15 protein-coding genes and 2 pseudogenes are annotated in these 18,605 nt (G+C 57.4%); 14 read left to right on the top strand and 3 right to left on the bottom strand.

From position 1 onward, the window contains the following. The first annotated feature begins 20 nt into the window (after positions 1-20). From CAter10_RS22565 to lpdA, 8 genes and pseudogenes are all read left to right on the top strand, one after another. Positions 21-182 carry a hypothetical protein gene (locus CAter10_RS22565; protein WP_236905393.1) on the top strand — a complete coding sequence of 54 codons (162 nt, stop codon included), beginning with the start codon at positions 21-23 and terminating at the stop codon, positions 180-182. A gap of 156 nt (positions 183-338) precedes the next feature. Further along, positions 339-824 carry a Cys-tRNA(Pro) deacylase gene (gene ybaK / locus CAter10_RS16795; protein ID WP_061534308.1) on the top strand — a complete coding sequence of 162 codons (486 nt, stop codon included), beginning with the start codon at positions 339-341 and terminating at the stop codon, positions 822-824. Positions 825-857: 33 nt separating this feature from the next. Further along, on the top strand, positions 858-1,478 hold the full coding sequence (plsY, locus tag CAter10_RS16790; RefSeq protein ID WP_061534307.1) for a glycerol-3-phosphate 1-O-acyltransferase PlsY: 621 nt from the start codon (positions 858-860) through the stop codon (positions 1,476-1,478). A gap of 49 nt (positions 1,479-1,527) precedes the next feature. Further along, on the top strand, positions 1,528-1,974 hold the full coding sequence (locus CAter10_RS16785; protein WP_061534306.1) for a hypothetical protein: 447 nt from the start codon (positions 1,528-1,530) through the stop codon (positions 1,972-1,974). Between the two features lie 418 nt (positions 1,975-2,392). After that, a pseudogene (aceE, locus tag CAter10_RS16780) lies at positions 2,393-5,088 on the top strand (pyruvate dehydrogenase (acetyl-transferring), homodimeric type). Positions 5,089-5,241: 153 nt separating this feature from the next. Continuing rightward, positions 5,242-6,569: pseudogene (aceF, locus tag CAter10_RS16775) on the top strand (dihydrolipoyllysine-residue acetyltransferase). A 61-nt stretch (positions 6,570-6,630) separates the two neighbouring features. Beyond that, the gene (locus CAter10_RS16770) at positions 6,631-7,200 is read left to right on the top strand and encodes an Ntn hydrolase family protein (RefSeq protein WP_061534305.1); all 570 of its coding nucleotides are present in this window, start codon (positions 6,631-6,633) and stop codon (positions 7,198-7,200) included. Between the two features lie 75 nt (positions 7,201-7,275). Beyond that, entirely contained in the window at positions 7,276-9,369 is a 2,094-nt protein-coding gene (gene lpdA / locus CAter10_RS16765; protein WP_082797960.1) for a dihydrolipoyl dehydrogenase, read from the top strand. Between the two features lie 89 nt (positions 9,370-9,458). Here lpdA and CAter10_RS16760 read toward each other — a convergent pair whose 3' ends face one another. The 3 genes from CAter10_RS16760 to CAter10_RS16750 form a co-directional block, all read right to left on the bottom strand. Beyond that, complete coding sequence (locus CAter10_RS16760; protein WP_061534304.1) at positions 9,459-9,941, bottom strand: C40 family peptidase; 483 nt, start codon at positions 9,939-9,941, stop codon at positions 9,459-9,461. A gap of 28 nt (positions 9,942-9,969) precedes the next feature. Further along, positions 9,970-11,172, bottom strand: coding sequence for an acetylornithine transaminase (locus CAter10_RS16755; RefSeq protein ID WP_061535420.1), 1,203 nt, complete (start codon positions 11,170-11,172; stop codon positions 9,970-9,972). Positions 11,173-11,400: 228 nt separating this feature from the next. Further along, positions 11,401-12,426, bottom strand: a complete 1,026-nt coding sequence (locus tag CAter10_RS16750) for a CDP-6-deoxy-delta-3,4-glucoseen reductase (protein ID WP_061534303.1) — start codon at positions 12,424-12,426, stop codon at positions 11,401-11,403. Between the two features lie 11 nt (positions 12,427-12,437). Between CAter10_RS16750 and CAter10_RS16745 the strand changes: the two genes are divergently transcribed. The 6 genes from CAter10_RS16745 to CAter10_RS16720 all read left to right on the top strand — a co-directional run bounded on the left by CAter10_RS16745 (position 12,438) and on the right by CAter10_RS16720 (position 18,502). Next, positions 12,438-13,367: an SDR family oxidoreductase gene (locus CAter10_RS16745; RefSeq protein ID WP_061534302.1), complete on the top strand. Its 930-nt coding sequence runs from the start codon at positions 12,438-12,440 to the stop codon at positions 13,365-13,367. Positions 13,368-13,573: 206 nt separating this feature from the next. Further along, positions 13,574-14,347 (top strand): ABC transporter ATP-binding protein, encoded by a 774-nt coding sequence (locus tag CAter10_RS16740; RefSeq protein WP_061534301.1) that lies wholly within the window; start codon positions 13,574-13,576, stop codon positions 14,345-14,347. Next, complete coding sequence (locus tag CAter10_RS16735; RefSeq protein WP_061534300.1) at positions 14,344-15,345, top strand: ABC transporter substrate-binding protein; 1,002 nt, start codon at positions 14,344-14,346, stop codon at positions 15,343-15,345. Before CAter10_RS16740 ends, CAter10_RS16735 begins: the two co-directional genes overlap by 4 nt. A gap of 174 nt (positions 15,346-15,519) precedes the next feature. Beyond that, positions 15,520-16,293 (top strand): ABC transporter permease, encoded by a 774-nt coding sequence (locus CAter10_RS16730; RefSeq protein WP_061534299.1) that lies wholly within the window; start codon positions 15,520-15,522, stop codon positions 16,291-16,293. Positions 16,294-16,302: 9 nt separating this feature from the next. Continuing rightward, positions 16,303-17,127, top strand: a complete 825-nt coding sequence (locus tag CAter10_RS16725; RefSeq protein ID WP_061534298.1) for a transporter substrate-binding domain-containing protein — start codon at positions 16,303-16,305, stop codon at positions 17,125-17,127. A gap of 247 nt (positions 17,128-17,374) precedes the next feature. Beyond that, positions 17,375-18,502 carry a branched-chain amino acid ABC transporter substrate-binding protein gene (locus CAter10_RS16720; RefSeq protein WP_061534297.1) on the top strand — a complete coding sequence of 376 codons (1,128 nt, stop codon included), beginning with the start codon at positions 17,375-17,377 and terminating at the stop codon, positions 18,500-18,502. The last annotated feature ends 103 nt before the right edge of the window (positions 18,503-18,605 follow it).

Here is an 18,605-nt window from a genome sequence, read left to right as displayed (position 1 = left end):
GGCAAAAACGAATTTTCAATATGAAAACGGCAAAAAGAATTAGAAAAGAAAAAGAAGAAGGAAGAAAAGCTGAAGCGCAAGCTGGAGAAGGGACTTCCACCGAGGTCGAATCCGAGGAAACGATGGAGCCCGAGGAACCGGGTAGCGGCGAGCCTGCTCCCGACGAGCCGAAGCAACCATAAGACTGCTTGAAAATCAGCCGCAATGCACTGGATGGGGCGCGGATCAAAGACGATGTCACAAATCCGCTGTCTCGTTGCATAATGTCGCCGCATCAGGTTTGACGACAACATTATTTGCATGCCCCGGTATCGATCGGTGTATTCAACTTGCCCAGTATGACAAAACACATTTCAGAGACGCCGGCGACGCAATTCCTGCGCAAACACGGCGCGGTCTTTTCCGAACATCCCTATGAGTATGAAGAACATGGCGGCACCACGGTATCGGCGCGCGCATTAGGCGTGGATGAACATCACGTGGTGAAGACGCTGGTGATGCAGAACGAGGCGGCCAAGCCGCTGATCGTCCTGATGCATGGCGACCGCAAGGTGTCGACCAAGAACCTGGCGCGGCAGATCGGCTGCAAATCGATCGAACCGTGCAAGCCGGAAGTGGCGAATCGCCATTCCGGCTATCTGATCGGCGGCACGTCGCCGTTCGCCACGCGCAAGGCAATGCCTGTCTATATAGAAGAGAGCATCCTGGCGCTGCAGAAGATTTATATTAACGGCGGCCGTCGCGGCTACCTGATCGGCCTGGCGCCGCACATCGTGGTTGATCTGCTGCAGGCGCAGCCTGTCCAGTGTGCGCTGGATGAATGACGGCCCTGAACCCATAAAGAGAAAGAGACACGCATGTACACATTGTTATTCATCATTGCAGCCTACCTGATCGGTTCGGTGTCGTTTGGCATCCTCACCAGCAAAGTGTTTGGCCTGGGCGATCCGCGCACCTACGGATCGAACAATCCGGGCGCCACCAATGTGCTGCGCAGCGGGAACAAGACCGCTGCTGCGCTAACGTTGCTGGGCGACGGCTTCAAGGGTTGGCTGGCGGTATGGCTGACGCAAAGGTTCGGGCCGCAATTCGGACTGGGCGACGGCGCGGTTGCCTTGGCTGCGGTGGCGGTATTTCTGGGTCATCTGTGGCCGGTGTTTTTCCGCTTTGCCGGCGGCAAAGGTGTGGCCACTCTGCTCGGCATCCTGATCGGCATTAATCCCTGGCTGGGACTGGCGACTATCGGCACCTGGCTGATCATCGCCTACGCGTTTCGTTATTCATCGCTGGCGGCCCTGATTGCCAGCATCTTCGCGCCGTTCTTCTATACCTTGCTGGAAGGGCCCGACATGATTCTGCTGGCGATTGTCGTGATGAGCGCCTTGCTGATTTATCGCCATGCCAAAAATATCGGCAACCTGCTGGCTGGTAAAGAGAGTCGCATCGGCGCCAAGAAAAATGGCGGCAAGGCGGTGTAGTCTTAGCTGCGTTACCGGTCTGTCAATGTGAAGTCAAAAAGGGGAAAAAATGAAAAAGAAGATTTTGCTGAGCGCAGTGGTCGCTGCCACGCTGTTCAACGTGCTGCCGGCGCAGGCCGCGGATCGCAAGGTGATGCTGCCGCTGGCGGCGGCGATGGCGGACAATGATGCACATAGCCGTCTAGGTGATAGCGTGCGGTTTTACTTCGGTAATCAGCCGACGCCTCCGATCTTGAGCAAATTGGGTAGCGACAAAACCAGTCAGAAGACCAATGCATTTGGCAAATCCGACGAGAAAGCCTGTCATTGGGTATTTTTGTCGGCGATGTTGCGATTACAGAAACGAGCCATCGATCTGGGGGCAAATGCCGTCGTCAATATTGTCAGTAACTACGACAACAACGAATACTCCAGTTCCACCGAGTTTGAGTGCCACGTCGGTGCGATCATGGCTGGCGCCGCCTTCAAGGGCGACTTTGTCAAGATTGCCAAATAAGGTTTGGTGCACAAGAACCGCAGTCCAGTAAGGAAGTGACAGAAAGTGCGGAAGAAGCGCTGACCGGCAAACGGTTAGCGCTTTTTTATTTGGATTTCTGGAATTTCTTATATTGAAATAGTTATAAGTGGTATTTGGATCATAACCAATAGCAACTATTGCTGCGTCGCGTCATGAATATATTGATGAATATTCTCTTATGACGTCCATGAAGGAATCCAAAGGCATCAGATTTCTCTCGTAAATTACCTTGCTCTGCAGCATATTTTTACATTATGAAATCGCATATCGCTATTTGGAAGTCGAAAAAAGTCCTGTTAGAATTTGGCACCCGTCTACAAAGTGACGTAGATGCTTGCGACCCAACCCGCTAGTCCGATGCTAAATTGGACAAGCGCACAAATTCAGGAGACTCAGCATGTCAGCCCAGCTCGACCAGGTTTTGGCCCAAGCCGCCAACGATCCAGATGTCATTGAAACGCAAGAGTGGCTTGATGCGCTCGAAGCGGTCATCGAAACCGAAGGCCCTGAGCGCGCCCACTATCTGATGGAAAGAATGGTTGACCTGGCCCGTCGTCGTGGCGCCCAGATCCCGTTTTCCAGCAATACCGCTTACGTCAACACCATCCCTGCCCACATGGGCGAGCCTTGCCCTGGCGATCTGGAAATCGAAGAGCGCCTGCGCTCGTGGATGCGCTGGAATGCGATGGCGATGGTGGTCAAGGCCAACCGCCTCGACGGCGACCTCGGCGGCCATCTGTCCAGCTTCGCTTCGCTGGCCAACATGCTCGGCATCGGCTTCAACCATTTCTGGCACGCTCCTTCCGAAAACCACGGTGGCGACCTGCTGTACATCCAGGGCCACTCGTCGCCAGGCATCTATGCCCGCGCGTTCCTCGAGGGCCGCCTGACTGAAGAACAATTGCTGCATTTCCGTCGCGAAGTCGATGGCAATGGCTTGTCTTCCTATCCGCATCCGAAGCTGATGCCGGATTTCTGGCAATTCCCGACCGTATCCATGGGCTTGGGTCCGTTGATGGCGATCTATCAGGCGCGTTTCCTGAAATACCTGCATGCACGCGGCATCGCCGACACCGCTAACCGCAAGGTCTGGGCGTTCTGCGGCGATGGCGAGATGGATGAGCCGGAATCGATGGGCGCGATCGGCATGGCCGGCCGCGAGCGTCTCGACAACCTGGTGATCGTGGTCAACTGTAACCTGCAGCGCCTGGACGGTCCGGTGCGCGGCAACGGCAAGATCATCCAGGAACTGGAAAGCGATTTCCGCGGCGCCGGCTGGAACGTGGTCAAGGTCATCTGGGGCGCAGGTTGGGACGATCTGCTGGCGCGCGACAAGGAAGGCATCCTGCAGCGCGTGATGATGGAAACCGTCGACGGCGAATACCAGAACTACAAGGCCAAGGATGGCGCCTTCGTGCGTAAGCATTTCTTCGGCAAGCATCCGAAATTGCTGGAACTGGTCAGCAAGATGTCCGACGACGACATCTGGCACCTGACCCGTGGCGGCCACGATCCACACAAGATCTACGCTGCGTTCAAGGTCGCGCAGGAACACAAGGGCCAGCCGACCGTATTGCTGGTCAAGAGCATCAAGGGCTACGGCTTCGGCAAGTCGGGCGAAGCGCGCAACACCGCGCACAACACCAAGAAGCTGGACGACGAAGCCATCAAGGCCATGCGCGACCGCTTCCAGTTGCCGATTTCCGACGAGCAGCTGCCAAGCGTGCCGTTCTTCAAGCCAGCCGACGACACCCCGGAAATGCAGTACCTGCATGCCCGTCGTAAAGAGTTGGGCGGCTACCTGCCGCAACGTCGCCAAAAGGCTGACGAAGAACTGATCGTGCCGGAATTGTCGGCATTCAAGGGCGCGTTGGAGCCAACCGCCGAAGGCCGTGAAATTTCCACGACCCAGGCTTACGTCCGTATCCTGAACACACTGCTGCGTGACCCGAGCCTGGGCCAGCGCGTGGTGCCGATCATGGTCGACGAATCGCGTACTTTCGGTATGGAAGGCCTGTTCCGCCAGATCGGCATTTTCAGCCAGGTCGGCCAGCTGTATGAACCGGTCGATAAAGATCAGGTGATGTACTACCGTGAAGACAAGGCCGGCCAGATCCTGCAGGAAGGCATCAACGAAGCCGGCGGCATGAGCTCGTGGATTGCTGCGGCGACTTCGTACTCGACCAATAACCGGGTCATGATCCCGTTCTACACTTACTACTCGATGTTCGGCCTGCAGCGTATCGGCGACCTGGCTTGGGCAGCTGGCGACATGCGCGCCGCGGCTTCCTGCTGGGCGGCACCGCTGGCCGTACTACATTGAACGGTGAAGGCTTGCAACACGAAGACGGTCACAGCCATGTGCTGGCATCGACCATCCCGAACTGCGTGCCTTACGATCCGACCTTCTCGCACGAAGTGGCAGTCATCATGCATGACGGTTTGCGCCGCATGGTCACCAACCAGGAAGACGTGTTCTACTACCTGACCCTGATGAACGAGAACTACAGCCATCCAGGCCTGAAAGAAGGCACGGAAGAGGGCATCATCAAGGGCTTGTACCTGCTGCAGGAAGGCGGCAAGAAGAACAAGCTGCGTGTGCAGTTGATGGGCTCCGGCACGATCCTGCGCGAAGTCATCGAAGGTGCGGCGCTGCTGGCCAGCGACTGGGGCGTTGATGCCGATGTCTGGTCGGCGCCGTCGTTCACATTGCTGGCTCGCGACGGCCAGGATGTCGAACGCTGGAACATGCTGCACCCGACGGAAACACCGCGCGTGGCGCACATCACCCAATGCCTGAAAGACACTACTGGCCCGATCATCGTCTCCACCGACTACATGCGTACTTTCGCTGAACAGGCACGTGCGTTCGTACCGGCTGGCCGCACCTACAAAGTGCTGGGCACCGACGGTTTCGGCCGTTCCGATACCCGCGCCAAGCTGCGTGAGTTCTTTGAAGTCAATCGCTATTACGTCGCGGTGGCTGCATTGAAATCGCTGGCCGACGAAGGCAAGATCAAAGCCTCGGTTGTCGCCGATGCAATTACCAAGTATGGTATCAATCCGGAGAAGCCGAATCCGGTCACGCAATAAGGTACTGGTCTTAATAGCTGGATAACAAGCGTCACATTAACGGGTAATCAAGCCAGTATTAAAATTTCCACGGCTGCGAAACGCGGGCCTGAATTTTCCGGAAGGAAACTCAGGCCCGCGATGTACAGCGGGCAGAATGAATGGAGCTAAGCGATGAGTATGGTGGAAGTCAAAGTCCCGGATATCGGCGACGTCAGTGAAGTTGAAGTCATTGAATTGATGGTGAAAGTCGGAGATACGGTAAAAGTTGATCAGTCGCTGATCACGGTCGAATCCGATAAAGCCAGCATGGAGATCCCGTCGAGCCACGCGGGCGTGATCAAGGAGTTGAAGGTCAAGCTGGGCGACAAGGTCAAGGAAGGCACATTGGTGCTGATATTGGAAGCCGATGCAACTGCAGCGGCGGCGCCAGCCAGTGCGCCAGCAGCGGCTGCACCTGCACCGGCCGCAGCCGCTCCGGCTCCTGCGCCGGTAGCAGCGCCAGCACCTGCCCCTGCGGCGCCAGTTGCTGCGGCACCGGCCGCACCGGTCAATACCAGCGGCGGCATCCCGCATGCATCGCCATCGGTGCGTAAATTTGCACGTGAACTGGGTGTTGACCTGAGCCGCGTTGCCGGTACCGGCATCAAGGCCCGTATCACGCACGAAGATGTACAGAACTACGTCAAGGGTGTGATTGCCGGTTCGGCAAACACCAACGGCGCAGCGGCAGCAAGCAAGGGCGGCAGTGGCGTCGGCCTGGATCTGCTGGCATGGCCATCGCTGGATTTCAGCAAGCAAGGTCCGACCGAGTTGTTGCCGTTGTCGCGCATCAAGAAACTGAGCGGTCCGAACCTGCATCGCAACTGGGTCATGATTCCGCATGTGACGCAGTTCGACGAAGCCGATATCACCGAGCTGGAAGAATTCCGCAAGCAAGCCAACGACAGCTTCGCCAAGGCCAAGTCGCCGGTCAAGCTGACCATGCTGGCATTCGTGATCAAGGCCAGCGTTGCGGCATTGAAGAAATTCCCGGCGTTCAACTCCTCGCTGGACGGCAAGGGTGAGAACCTGATCCTCAAGCAGTACTACAACATCGGCTTTGCCGCCGACACGCCGAATGGCCTGGTCGTACCGGTGATCAAGGATGCCGATAAGAAGGGCATTAGCCAGATCGCTCTGGAAATGGGCGAGCTGTCCGCACAAGCGCGCGACGGCAAGTTGAAGCCGGCCGACATGCAAGGCGCGACCTTCACGATTTCGTCCTTGGGCGGCATCGGCGGTACGGCCTTTACGCAATCATCAACGCGCCTGAAGTCGCTATCCTGGGCTTATCGAAAGCATCGATGAAGCCGGTCTGGGACGGCAAGCAGTTCGTGCCGCGCTTGATGATGCCGACATCGTTGTCTTACGATCACCGCGTTGTTGACGGTGCGATGGGTGCGCGCTTCAGCGTCTATCTGGCTGAAGTGCTGGCCGACATGCGCAAGACATTGCTGTGATGTGGGGCGGGCACTTGGTGCCCGCCTTGCAAGTCAATTTGCATATCGTTGGAGAGCAACCATGACTACTTGCGTTGTCGTCAAAAAAAATGGGCAGATCGCCATCGCGTCGGATTCTCTGGTGACGTTCGGCGATACGCGCTTGTCGCATGCCTATGAGGTCAACAACAAGATATTCCAGGTTGGCGAATCGTATATCACGCTGGCCGGCACTGCCGCCCACTTCCCGGTGATGCGCAAACTGCTGACCGGCATGGGTGAAGACTGCAAGCTGAATAATCGTGACGATGTGTTCGAAACCTTTTCCAAGGTGCACACCATCCTCAAGGATCAATACTTCCTCAATACCAAGGAAGACGAGGACGATCCGTACGAGTCATCACAGATCACCGCGCTGATCGCCAATCCTTACGGTATTTTCGGCGTGTATTCGTATCGCGAAGTATTCAGTTTCGATCGTTTCTGGGGCATCGGCAGTGGCCGCAATTTTGCCCTGGGCGCGATGTATGCAGTCTACGAGCAGGATATCAGCGCCCAGCGGATTGCCGAGGTCGGCATTCATGCAGGCGTCGAATTCGACAAAAGCTCTGCCACCCCGTTGCGCATTCACAGTTTTGAAATGAAAACGTAGCTAGCACGCCACACGTCGTTTAGCGCCACACTAAATCAATTAATTTCTCGGAAGATTGAGAATGGAGCGAATGTTATGAGTATGGTTGAAGTCAAGGTCCCGGATATCGGCGACGTCAAGGAAGTCGAAGTCATCGAACTGATGGTCAAGGTGGGCGATACGGTCAAGGTTGACCAGTCCCTGATCACGGTTGAATCGGACAAGGCCAGCATGGAAATTCCATCGAGCCAGGCCGGCGTCATCAAGGAAATCAAGGTCAAGGTCGGCGACAAGGTCAGCGAAGGTTCGCTGGTGCTGGTGGTGGAAGCAGCGGGCGCCGCAGCGGCTCCGGCTGCTGCGCCTGTGGCGGCTGCACCTGCCCCGGCGGCTGTGCCAGCTGCAGCACCGGCCGCGCCTGCCGCTGCCGGCGTCGCCAGCACGATTGAAATCAAGGTGCCGGATATCGGCGACGTCAAGGAAGTTGATGTCATCGAACTGATGGTCAAGGTTGGCGATACCGTCAAGGTGGATCAGTCGCTGATCACGGTTGAGTCGGACAAGGCCAGCATGGAAATTCCATCAAGCCAGGCCGGCGTCATCAAGGAAGTCAAAGTCAAGGTCGGCGACAAGGTCAGCGAAGGTTCAGTGGTCGTGCTGCTGGAAACCACCAGCGCTGCTGCACCGGTTGCAGCTGCAGCGGCCCCTGCGCCGGCAGCAGCGCCGGCGGTTGCGGCACCTGCCGCCACCAGCTATGCCGGCAAGGTCGACATCGAGTGCGATACCGTGGTCCTGGGCGCTGGTCCTGGCGGCTACACTGCGGCTTTCCGCGCCGCCGACCTGGGCCAGAGCGTGGTCATGATCGAGCGCTATCCTAGCCTCGGCGGGGTTTGCCTGAACGTTGGCTGTATTCCATCCAAGGCGTTGCTGCATGCGGCTAAGGTCATTACCGAAGCGGAAGAAATGGCGCATTTCGGCGTCAAGATGTCGGCTCCGGAAATCGATATCGATGCCTTGCGCGGCTGGAAAGAAAGCGTCATCAAGAAACTGACTGGCGGTTTGTCCGGCCTGGCCAAGGCGCGCAAAGTGCAAGTGCTGACCGGCAAGGGCGAATTCAGCTCGGCCAACACGATCACCGTGGCAACCGCGGATGGTCCGAAGGTGGTCGGCTTCAAGAACGCAATTATTGCAGCGGGTTCTTCGGTCGCGAAAATCCCTGGTTTCCCTTACGACGATCCACGTCTGATCGATTCCACCGGCGCGCTGGAACTGCGTCAGATTCCGAAGAAACTACTGGTCATCGGCGGCGGCATCATCGGCCTCGAAATGGCTTGCGTGTATGACGCGCTGGGTTCCAAGGTGACCGTGGTCGAATTCGCCGACGGCCTGATTCCTGCGGCCGACCGCGATGTCGTCAAGCCGCTGCAGAAGCGTATCGAAAAGCGCTACGAAGCAATCCACCTGAAGACCAAGGTCACCAAGCTGGAAGCCTTGAAAGAAGGCCTGCGCGCAACCTTTGAAGGCGCCGACAGCAGTTCGCCGGCCGCACCGGAACCGCAACTGTACGACATGGTGCTGGTGGCCGTGGGCCGTCGTCCGAACGGCAAGGAAATCGCTGCCGAGAAGGCCGGCGTCATTGTCAACGAACGCGGCTTCATCCCGGCCAACAAGCAGCAACGCACCAATGTGCCGCACATCTTCGCGATCGGCGATATCTGCGGCGATCCGATGCTGGCGCACAAGGCCACTAACGAAGCCAAGGTGGCGGCGGAAGTGATTGGCGGCCACAAGGTGGAATTCGATGCGATGACGATTCCGTCGGTGGCCTACACCGATCCGGAAATTGCATGGATGGGCCTGACCGAAACCGAAGCCAAGGCCAAGGGCATTCCTTTCGAAAAGGCCAATTTCCCATGGGCGGCAAGCGGCCGTGCATTGGCGATGGGCCGTGACGACGGCATGACCAAGCTGTTGTGGGATCCAAGCACCAAGCGCATCATCGGCGCCGGCATCGTTGGCGTGAATGCCGGCGAGCTGTTGGCGGAAACCGTGCTGGCGATGGAAATGGGTGCGGATCTGGAAGATCTGGCGCTGACCATCCATGCTCACCCGACGTTGTCCGAAACGCCGATGTTTGCGGCTGAAATGGGCTTGGGCACGATCACCGACTTGTTCATTCCAAAGAAGAAATAAAGAAGTAGGGCGGGCATATTGTGCCCACCTCGCAAAAAAAACGCCGCTCCGGTTTGCATCGGAGCGGCGTTTTTATTTTTGGAAATCAATCAGTCGAAGTATCTGCGGACCGCTTCAAAGCGTGCCGCGTAATAGTTGTTGTCGAGACGGTCTATACGCACCTTGCCGTTGGTTGACGGCGCATTGATGAAACGGCCGTCGCCAATGTAGATGCCGACGTGGGAAAACGCGCGGTGCATGGTGTTGAAGAAAACCAGATCACCGGGCCGTAACTCGGCTTTGGTGATCGGACGGCCTTGGCGTGCGATGTCGGCCGCGCTGCCGGTGACCTTGAGGCCAGCAGCCTGCTTGTACACGTAACTGACCATGCCGCTGCAGTCGAGCCCGGCTTCCGGGTTCTTGCCGCCGAAGCGATAGTTGGTGTCGATCAGGCCGAGCGAATAGATGACGATATCGTTACCCTTGTCGCTGACAGGCGTGTTGTCAGCCGAGCCAGGGCGAACCGAACCGACGCCGCCGCAAGCGGCCAGCAACAACACGCAACAGAGAATCAGGAAATTTTTTATCGTCATCGGCGATCCTTCACTTCCACGGTACCGCTTACTTTTCCAGTTGGGTCAGCACATCCGACAGCATCGCAATCATCTGATCGATTTCGGCAGTCGTTACATTCAGCGACGGCATGAAACGCAGCAGGTTGGGACGCGGCGAGTTCAGCAGCAAGCCGACCGGATTCAGATCGCGCGCGATATCGACGATTTGCGGTCCAATATCCTTGCCCAGTTTCAGCGCGCGCAACAAGCCCTCGCCGCGCTCACCTTCGAGTCCGTGCTTGGCAGTAAGTTTCAACAATTCGCTGCTCAGGTAGGCGCCCTTGTCCTTGACCGATTGCAGGAAGCCCGGCTCCAGCAAGGTCTTGATGACAGCCACGCCAACCGCAGTCATCAGCGGATTGCCATTGTAGGTGCCGCCTTGATCGCCGGCTTCGAACACCGCGATCTCTTCGCGCGCCAGCAAGGCCGCCAGCGGTACGCCACCGCCGATGCCTTTGCCGAGGGTCATGATGTCCGGCTCGATGCCCGACAGTTGGTAAGCGAACAGTTCACCGGTACGGCCCATGCCGGATTGCACTTCGTCGACGATCAGCAGGATGCCGTGCTTCTTGGTCAGTTCGCGCAAGGCTTGCATGAATTCGCGGGTTGCCGGGATCACGCCGCTTTCGCCTTGAACCGGTTCCAGCATGACTGCCACGGTCTTGTCGTTGATCAGGTTTTCGACGCTGGCCAGGTCGTTCAGTTCTGCTTTCGGGAAGCCCGGTACTTGCGGTGCAAAAATGGTGTCCCAGCCCGGCTTGCCGCTGGCCGACATCGTGGCTAAAGTGCGGCCGTGGAAGCTGTGGTTGAAGGTGATGATTTCAAAGCGGTTCTGGCCGGCTTTGTTTGGATTCTTCTTGCCCCATTTGCGCGCCAGCTTGATCGCGCCTTCGTTGGCTTCGGCGCCGCTGTTGGTAAAGAACACGCGGTCGAAGCAGGAGTTGGCGGTCAGCAGGTTAGCCAGTTCGATCGACGGCGCATTGTAGAAAGCCGGCGATGGATTGATGATTTTCTTGGATTGCGCAACCAGCGCATCCTGGATGCACTGCGGCGAATGGCCCAGGGCATTGACGGCCCAGCCCTGCAGATAGTCGAGGTAACGCTTGCCGGTGTGATCTGTCATCCACATGCCGTCGCCCTCGACAAACACCAGCGGCGGGCGATTGGTGATGTACATCAGGTCGTTGACCGGGTATTCGCTGAATTTCACGCTGTGCTCCATATCGTTACTCCAAAAAAGGGCAAAAAAAAACCACAGGCATCGCCTGTGGCTTCGTGATCAGACAACGGTCACACGCACGGCTTACCTGGCAATGGCAATGGGCTATGGCGTCGCAACAATGTCTTGATCATGTTCATGGCACAAATATTAGGACCTTTTGTGTGGTGCGTCAAAAAATATTTGCGTCGTTGTTGTCACACGTTCCCATCTAGGCTCTTACTGAGCCAGATCCGCCTCCGAAGTAAACGAATCGGCATAAAACTCTTCGGCCGGCAGTTTACACAGGGCGACGAAATCGCGCTGTGCAGACTCCACTACGATCGGCGCGCCGCAAGCATAGACCTGGTAGGCAGACAGGTCAGGCAGGTCGTCAATCACCGCCTGATGTACGAAACCGGTGCGGCCTTGCCATTGATCCTCTGGCTGGGCATGCGAAATCACCGGCACGAACTTGAAGTTCGGCAGCGTGGCGGCCCACTCTTCGCACAAGGCCATCATGTACAGGTCTTGCGGGCGGCGGCCGCCCCAGTACAGGGTGATCGGCCGCTGAGATTCGGTATGGATAACTTGTTCGACCAGCGCCTTGATCGGCGCGAAGCCGGTGCCGGAAGCCAGCAGCACCATCGGCTTGTCAGAGTCTTCGCGCAGGAAGAAAGTGCCGAGCGGCCCTTCCAGGCGCAGGATGTCGCGTTCTTTCATGCTGCCGAATACCTGGTCGGTAAACAGGCCGCCGGGCATGTGGCGGATATGCAGGGTCAGGTAATCGTCCTTGTAAGGCGCGTTGGCCATGCTGTAGCTGCGGCGTTTGCCGTCGCGCAGCATGAATTCCACGTATTGGCCGGCCAGGTATTGCAGGCGTTCATTGGCGGGCAATTGCAGCGACAGCACGATGACGTCGTCGGCGACTTTTTCGATCTTGGCGACGCGGGTTGGCATCTTGCGCACCGGGAATTCGCCGACGCCGGCGACTTCGCGCGCTTCGATGGTGACATCTGAATGCGGCGTAGCGCAGCAAAACAGGGCGAAACCGAGTTCCTCTTCCTTCACCGGCAGGGCTTTTTCCTGATGCGCGCCATGGGTAATGCTGCCGTCCACCAGCTTGCCCTTGCACGAACTGCAAGCGCCGTTCTTGCAGCCGTAGGGCAGGCCGACGCCGGCGCGTATTGCGGCGTTGAGAATGGTCTCGCCTTCGTCGCAACTAAATATGCGGCCACTTGGCTGAACAGTTATCTGGAAACTCATACAATCCTGTAATGAAAAATATAAAACAAAACCATGACGCTCGGCCTGCCCGGTTTGGCAAGCCGCGCCTGTTGATTCTTGGGTGTGGCGATGTTGGACTACGCCTGCTGCCTTTGCTGAAGCCCCATTTCAGGGTATTCGCGGTAACCAGCCAGCCTGCTCGTTGTGCTGAACTGCGCGCTGCCGGGGCGGTTCCGCTGGTGGCTGATCTTGATCAACCGGCAACATTGGCACGATTGGCGCGCCTGGCAAAAATTGTTGTGCATCTGGCGCCGCCGCAGTCTGCAGGTGAAAAAGACCGGCGCACCCGCAACCTGGCCGCTATTTTACCTGAGCGGACTACGCTTGTTTACATCAGTACCACCGGCGTCTATGGTGACTGCGGCGGTGCGCTGATCGACGAAACGCGGCTGCTGAGTCCGCACAATGCGCGTGCCAAGCGCCGCGTCGATGCGGAGCAGGTGCTGCGGCATTGGGCCCGGCGCCGCACCGGCAATCTGGCGATCCTGCGGGTACCGGGGATTTACGCCCCTGAGCGGTTGCCCCTGGAGCGCCTGCAGAAGGCGACGCCGGCCCTGGTCGCCACCGATGACGTGTATACCAATCACATCCATGCTGATGACCTGGCGCGGATTGTCGTTGCCGCGATCTTCAGGGCCTCGCCGTTGCGTATTTACCACGCCAGTGATGATTCACAATTGAAGATGGCCGACTACTTCGACCTGGTGGCCAAGGCATTTGTGTTGCCGCCGCCGCCTAGGTTGCCGCGCGCCGAACTGGCGCAACGGGTGTCGCCGATGCTGTTGTCGTTCATGTCGGAGTCGCGCCGTCTGCAAAACCTGCGCATCAAGTCGGAGTTGGGCGTGCGTTTGCGTTATCCGGATGTGCAAACGGCATTGCCTGTGATGGCGGCGGCCAGCTTGGTGGTTAGTCAGGAATGATGCAAGACGGCATTTCTATATTTGTTTTTCGCATAAGCATAGAAGTTATAAGTTGTTGTAAGGTGGAAAGTTGATCGATAAAGTGAAAAATAAACAAAAAATCCACTTTATATGCGCTAGCCAACTAAGCGCCCGCCACAGACAGTCGCGACGGGCGCCCCAGAACAAGTAGCAGCGAAGAACGACGCAAAGGCCGCCAGCTCCCGATGAAGTTATCTTTTAAGCAAATCCACAAGCAATTTTCCGGCTTGCCGGTGATTGATGATTTCAGTCGTGAGATCGAGGAAGGCGAGCTGGTTGCGCTGGTCGGTCCCTCGGGTTGTGGCAAATCGACGCTGCTGCATCTGGCCGCCGGTTTGGGCGCACCCACCAGCGGCGCGGTGCTGGCCGATGGCAAGCACATCAAAGGACCGCATCCGGAACGCATGTTGATGTTCCAGGAAAACGCGTTGTATCCATGGCTGACGCTGGAAGCAAACGTGGCCCTGGCGCTGGAATTGCAGAAGGTGGGCAAGGCCGACGCGCGTCTGCAGGCACGCGACTGGCTGGCAAAAGTCAGTCTGCAAGGTTTTGAGACGTATTTCCCGCATCAGGTTTCCGGCGGCATGCGGCAACGCGCGGCACTGGCGCGTGCTTTCATCACCAAGCCGAAAGTGCTGTTGCTCGACGAGCCGTTCGGCGCGCTGGATGCGTTGACGCGCATGACGTTGCAGGATTCCCTGCGCCAGTTGATCCGGGAAGAGCGGCCGACGGTGCTGCTGGTGACGCACGATGTCGACGAAGCCCTGTTCCTGGCTGACCGCATCCTGGTATTCAGCCCGCGCCCGGCCAAGGTGCTGCGTGAATTCAATCTGAATCACCACGAAAAGACCCACGATCTTTCTGAATTTGCCGCGATTCGCCGGGAAATTCTTTGCCTGCTGGGGATTCGTGCCGAGCAGGACGAATTCACAAAAAAACGAGAGGGAGTTGCAGCATGAGATTCAATTTGAAGTCGTTGTTACTGATTCCGGCGTTGTTGCTGTCGCTGACAGGGACAGCGTCCGCCAACGAAAAATTCAAGATCGGCTATTTGCGCGTGATGGACGATGCACAGGCGATCGCAGCGTATGAAGGCGGTTTCTACAAGAAGCACGGGCTGGATGTCGAACTGATCGAATTCAAATCCGGCACCGACCTGATCAAGGCTATCGTCGGCGGTCAGCTCGACAGCGGCGTGCTGGGTTTCACTAATGCCGCAGCCTGGGCTTCCAAGGGGGCGGATCTCAAGGTGGTGGCTGGCGCACAACACGGCTATCACGCAATCGTGGTGCGTGATGACAGCGGCATCAAGGATGTCGCCGGACTGAAAGGACATACGCTGGCGTCGCAGGCCGAAGGTAGCACTGCCGACACCGTACTCAAAGGCGTGACGCTGAAGAACGCCGGCCTGAAGGCCGACGATGTCAACATCCTCGGCGTCAGTCCGCAAGTGGCGGTGCAGTCGCTGGTCGGCAAGCGCGTCGATGCAGCCTTCCTGTTCGAGCCGCAGGCCAGCATTGCCAAGCTGGTGGCGCCGGTCAAGCAAATCTATGAAGTCGGCGAAGTCTGGCCTTTCCCGTGCATGGTCGTGATCACCTCCGGCGAAACGTTGGCGAAACGTCGCGACGCGGTGTGGAAGTCGCTGGACGCGCAGCGTGAGGCGATCAACTTGCTGCAAAAAGATCCGACGGCGGCATCCAAACTGATTGCCGGCTACTTCATCGCTGATCCAACCCTGAAAACCCTGAAGCAAGGCGATCTGCCGCGCGAAACCGTGATCCGCGACGCCATCAAGAGTCAGACTTTCAGCGCCGCACTGACACCGAAGGAGCTGGCGCGGATGCAGGAACTGGCCAACATTTTGCAAGAACAAGGCTCATTGAAGACGCGTGACGGCAAGCCGTTCAACGTCAATGCGATCATCGATCTGGATTGGCAGAAGGATCGCAAGCTTTGAGCATGTCGTTCCCGCAAACGCGGGGACCCAAGTTACTGAGCAGGGTCATGAAAATGGATTCCCGCGTTCGCGGGAATGACGGGGCGCCTAAACCGTGCTTTCGGAATGACTTACGCGTTCTTCGCTCTTGTTTAGCGCGATTTTTCAATCAATACGAATTATCCTGGTTCATCTATGAGTACTCAAAGCCGGCTAGTCGGTTACCGCAAAAAGCTCGCCATGCTGCTGGCTATCCTGTTGATCTTTTTGCTGTGGCAGGTCGCGGCGTGGTCCTTGCCCGACTTCCTGATGCCGGGCGTCCTACCGGTGCTGGGGCGCTTGTGGCAGGAAGTGCAGACGCCAGAATTTCGCACCGCATTGTGGGGTAGCCTGACCCGCCTCGGCGGCGGTTATGCAGCGGCGATGCTGTTCGGCATCGGCTTCGGCCTGATCGGTGCAGTGCTGTTTTTCTTCCGCGAAGTGTTGAAGTCGGCCATCATCATCCTGCAATCGATCCCATCGATTGCCTGGGTGCCGCTGTTCCTGATATTGATGGGCTTCGGCAATTTGCCGATCATGGTGGTGGTGGCGCTCGCGGCATTTTTCCCGGCAGCGTTGAGCGTCATGAATGCGACGGAAAGCGTGCAGCAGGTGCATGTCTCTGCCGCCCGCGTAATGGGTGCCTCGCGCTGGGAAATGCTGAAACGGGTCTATCTGCCGGCTGTGATGCCGGAGCTGATTACCGGCGCCCAGCTGGCGTTCGGTAATGCCTGGCGCGCATTGATTTCGGCGGAAATGCTGATTGGTTTCGGCAAGGGACTGGGGCGCACACTGGCCTATGCGGGGGAAACTGCCGACATGGTCGGCGTGATGACGAATATTCTCGCCATCGCCATTTTGGCGGCCTTGATCGATCAGGTCATCCTGGAAAACTTGAAGCATCGGGTATTGCGTTACCAGTACGTCTAAATCACTTCGATGAACGCGCCATCATTATTCTTCCGCCAAGCCGTAGCATTGCTACTGCTGGCTTGCGCGCTGCAAGTGACCGCTACCGCCGGCACGCTGGAGCAGATCAGGCAGCGCGGCAAACTGGTGGTTGGCGTCAGCTATGTCGTGCCGGAGTACACGGCTGGGACGAAGTACCGCACGCCCGAAAGCTTTGACAGCACGGTCGCGGCGGAATTGGCAAAGCAGCTTGGCGTCAAGCTAGTGACGGTCAAGGTGACGACAAAAAATCGGCAGCAGTTGTTGGCGCAACAGAAGGTCGACGTGCTGCTGCTGAATCTGAAGAAAGACGATGCCGATGCGTTGGCTTCGTCCGCGCGGCTTTTGCCTACCGCGTATCAGTCACGCCCCAAGCTGATCATGCGCAGCGATACCTACATCAAACGCTCGCCGCAACTCAAGGGGCGCACCCTATGCGTGGCGGCAGGCGGTGCGTATGTCGGCTCATTGGCGGCGCAATATGGCGCGCTGGAAAAAGTGTACAAGGCGCCGGCCGACGCCTTGCTGGCGCTCAGGACCGGCGCTTGCGACGCCGCCGTCCATGACGACGCCGTGTTGAACGGCTTGTTGGCACTGCCAGAGTGGAAAAAATTTTCAGCCAGCCTGCCGCTTGATGCCAGTCCGGCGGTACTGACCTTCGCAGTCAGGCGGGCAGATGCCGATCTCGGCGACTATCTGCAGCAACTGTCGCAGGAGTGGAGTGGCACTGGCTATTGGGCCGGCAACCGTAAAAGGTGGATCAACGATGTCGCCTTCGAAGTCTATCTCGACCAGAACGTCCCCGATTGCCATTGACCGCGTTTGATGCTTGTTTGTCTTGCATCACGGTAATTTAATTCATTGTCAGACGGATAATCGCTAAAATCCGTCTCGAATCACACGTTTTTGCCATCGAATCTACGGGGAAGCCGTCGCATAAAAGAATTTAATGTGGCGGCGTCCCTGCTAGGATTCGATCTGCAAGAGACTTCCCGTTATGCACGCCCGACGATGCGTAACGATATTAAAAAAACACTATTAAAGACAGACGAAAGGAAAAGCCATGTACGCACGGACCAAACTGATGATGGTTATGCTGGCAGCATTCCCAGCGCTCGCAATGGCGCAGGAGACACAGGTAGTAAAGATCGGCTTTAGCAGCCCGTTGACCGGCCCTCAGGCTTCGGCCGGCCGCGACAACCAAGGCGGTCTGGCCATGGCGATCGACAAGCTGAATAGCCAGGGCATGGTTATCGGCGGCAAGAAAATCAAGTTTGAAGCGCAAATGGAAGACGACCAGGCCGATCCACGCGCTGGTGTAGGTGTGGCGCAAAAGCTGGTCGACATGGGTGTCAAGGCGGTGGTCGGTCCTTACAACTCGGGCGTGACTATCCCTGCATCGCGCGTGTATAACGAGGCCGGCATCGTGATGGGCACCGTTGCCTCCAATCCGAAGGTAACGTTGCAAGGCTTCAAATCGGTGTTCCGCGTAGCGGCAAGCGATAGCCAACTGGGCGGCAAGATGGCCCTGTACGCAGCCAAGGAACTGAAGATCAAGAAAGTCTCGGTCATCGATGACCGCACTGCCTATGGCCAAGGTCTGGCGGAAGAGTTTGCAAAAGTTGCCAAGGCTAACGGCATCCAGGTCGTCAGCAACGATTTCACCAACGACAAGGCAACCGATTTCACCGCTATCCTGACCTCCATCAAGTCGAAGAAACCGGACGCGATTTTCTATGGTGGTTACTCGCCGCAAGGTGGCCCGATGACGCGTCAGATGAAGCAACTGGGCGTCAATACCCTGCTGCTGGGCGGCGACGGCATCTGCGCGCCTGAAATGGGCCGTCTGGGCGGCGATGCGATTACCGACCAGGTGTATTGCACCCAGGGCGGCGCTTTGCTGGACAAGCTGGCTTCCGGCAAGACCTTCGCGGCTGATTATCAGAAGCGTTACAACCGTCCTGCGGAAACCTATGCTGCATCTTTCTATGACGGCATGATGTTGATTGCCCAGGCGATGAAGGAAGCCAACTCGGTAGAGCCGAAGCAATATCTGCCGGCAATGGAAAAGATCCACTACAAGGGTGTGGCCGGTGTCTATGAATTCGACGCCAACCACGATCTGAAGCAATCGCCAGTGACGGTGTATCGCTTCAAGGGCGGCGTGCCGGAAGCGCTGACCAGCTACTAAGCTTTACCCGGGCCGGCTACGTCAAACGTAGTCGGCTTTTTTCATGACCGGCCTGGCTTTGTCATGTCGCCTTTCAGGCGATTCTTTCCTGTTTCCCAATATA

This window comes from Collimonas arenae, assembly GCF_001584165.1.
In the GTDB taxonomy this organism is placed as follows: domain Bacteria; phylum Pseudomonadota; class Gammaproteobacteria; order Burkholderiales; family Burkholderiaceae_D; genus Collimonas; species Collimonas arenae.
Note: the sequence above shows the minus strand (reverse complement) of the source record. Positions and strands in the feature narration are given on the sequence as shown.

Coding starts and splice junctions, on each gene's coding strand:
- CAter10_RS16720 (WP_061534297.1), top strand. CDS start 17,375: ATGTACGCACGGACCAAACTGATGATGGTTATGCTGGCAGCATTCCCA.
- CAter10_RS16750 (WP_061534303.1), bottom strand. CDS start 12,426: ATGAGTTTCCAGATAACTGTTCAGCCAAGTGGCCGCATATTTAGTTGC.
- CAter10_RS16760 (WP_061534304.1), bottom strand. CDS start 9,941: ATGACGATAAAAAATTTCCTGATTCTCTGTTGCGTGTTGTTGCTGGCC.
- CAter10_RS16785 (WP_061534306.1), top strand. CDS start 1,528: ATGAAAAAGAAGATTTTGCTGAGCGCAGTGGTCGCTGCCACGCTGTTC.
- CAter10_RS16740 (WP_061534301.1), top strand. CDS start 13,574: ATGAAGTTATCTTTTAAGCAAATCCACAAGCAATTTTCCGGCTTGCCG.
- CAter10_RS16730 (WP_061534299.1), top strand. CDS start 15,520: ATGAGTACTCAAAGCCGGCTAGTCGGTTACCGCAAAAAGCTCGCCATG.
- CAter10_RS16725 (WP_061534298.1), top strand. CDS start 16,303: ATGAACGCGCCATCATTATTCTTCCGCCAAGCCGTAGCATTGCTACTG.
- lpdA (WP_082797960.1), top strand. CDS start 7,276: ATGAGTATGGTTGAAGTCAAGGTCCCGGATATCGGCGACGTCAAGGAA.
- CAter10_RS16735 (WP_061534300.1), top strand. CDS start 14,344: ATGAGATTCAATTTGAAGTCGTTGTTACTGATTCCGGCGTTGTTGCTG.
- CAter10_RS16745 (WP_061534302.1), top strand. CDS start 12,438: ATGAAAAATATAAAACAAAACCATGACGCTCGGCCTGCCCGGTTTGGC.
- CAter10_RS16770 (WP_061534305.1), top strand. CDS start 6,631: ATGACTACTTGCGTTGTCGTCAAAAAAAATGGGCAGATCGCCATCGCG.
- ybaK (WP_061534308.1), top strand. CDS start 339: ATGACAAAACACATTTCAGAGACGCCGGCGACGCAATTCCTGCGCAAA.
- plsY (WP_061534307.1), top strand. CDS start 858: ATGTACACATTGTTATTCATCATTGCAGCCTACCTGATCGGTTCGGTG.
- CAter10_RS22565 (WP_236905393.1), top strand. CDS start 21: ATGAAAACGGCAAAAAGAATTAGAAAAGAAAAAGAAGAAGGAAGAAAA.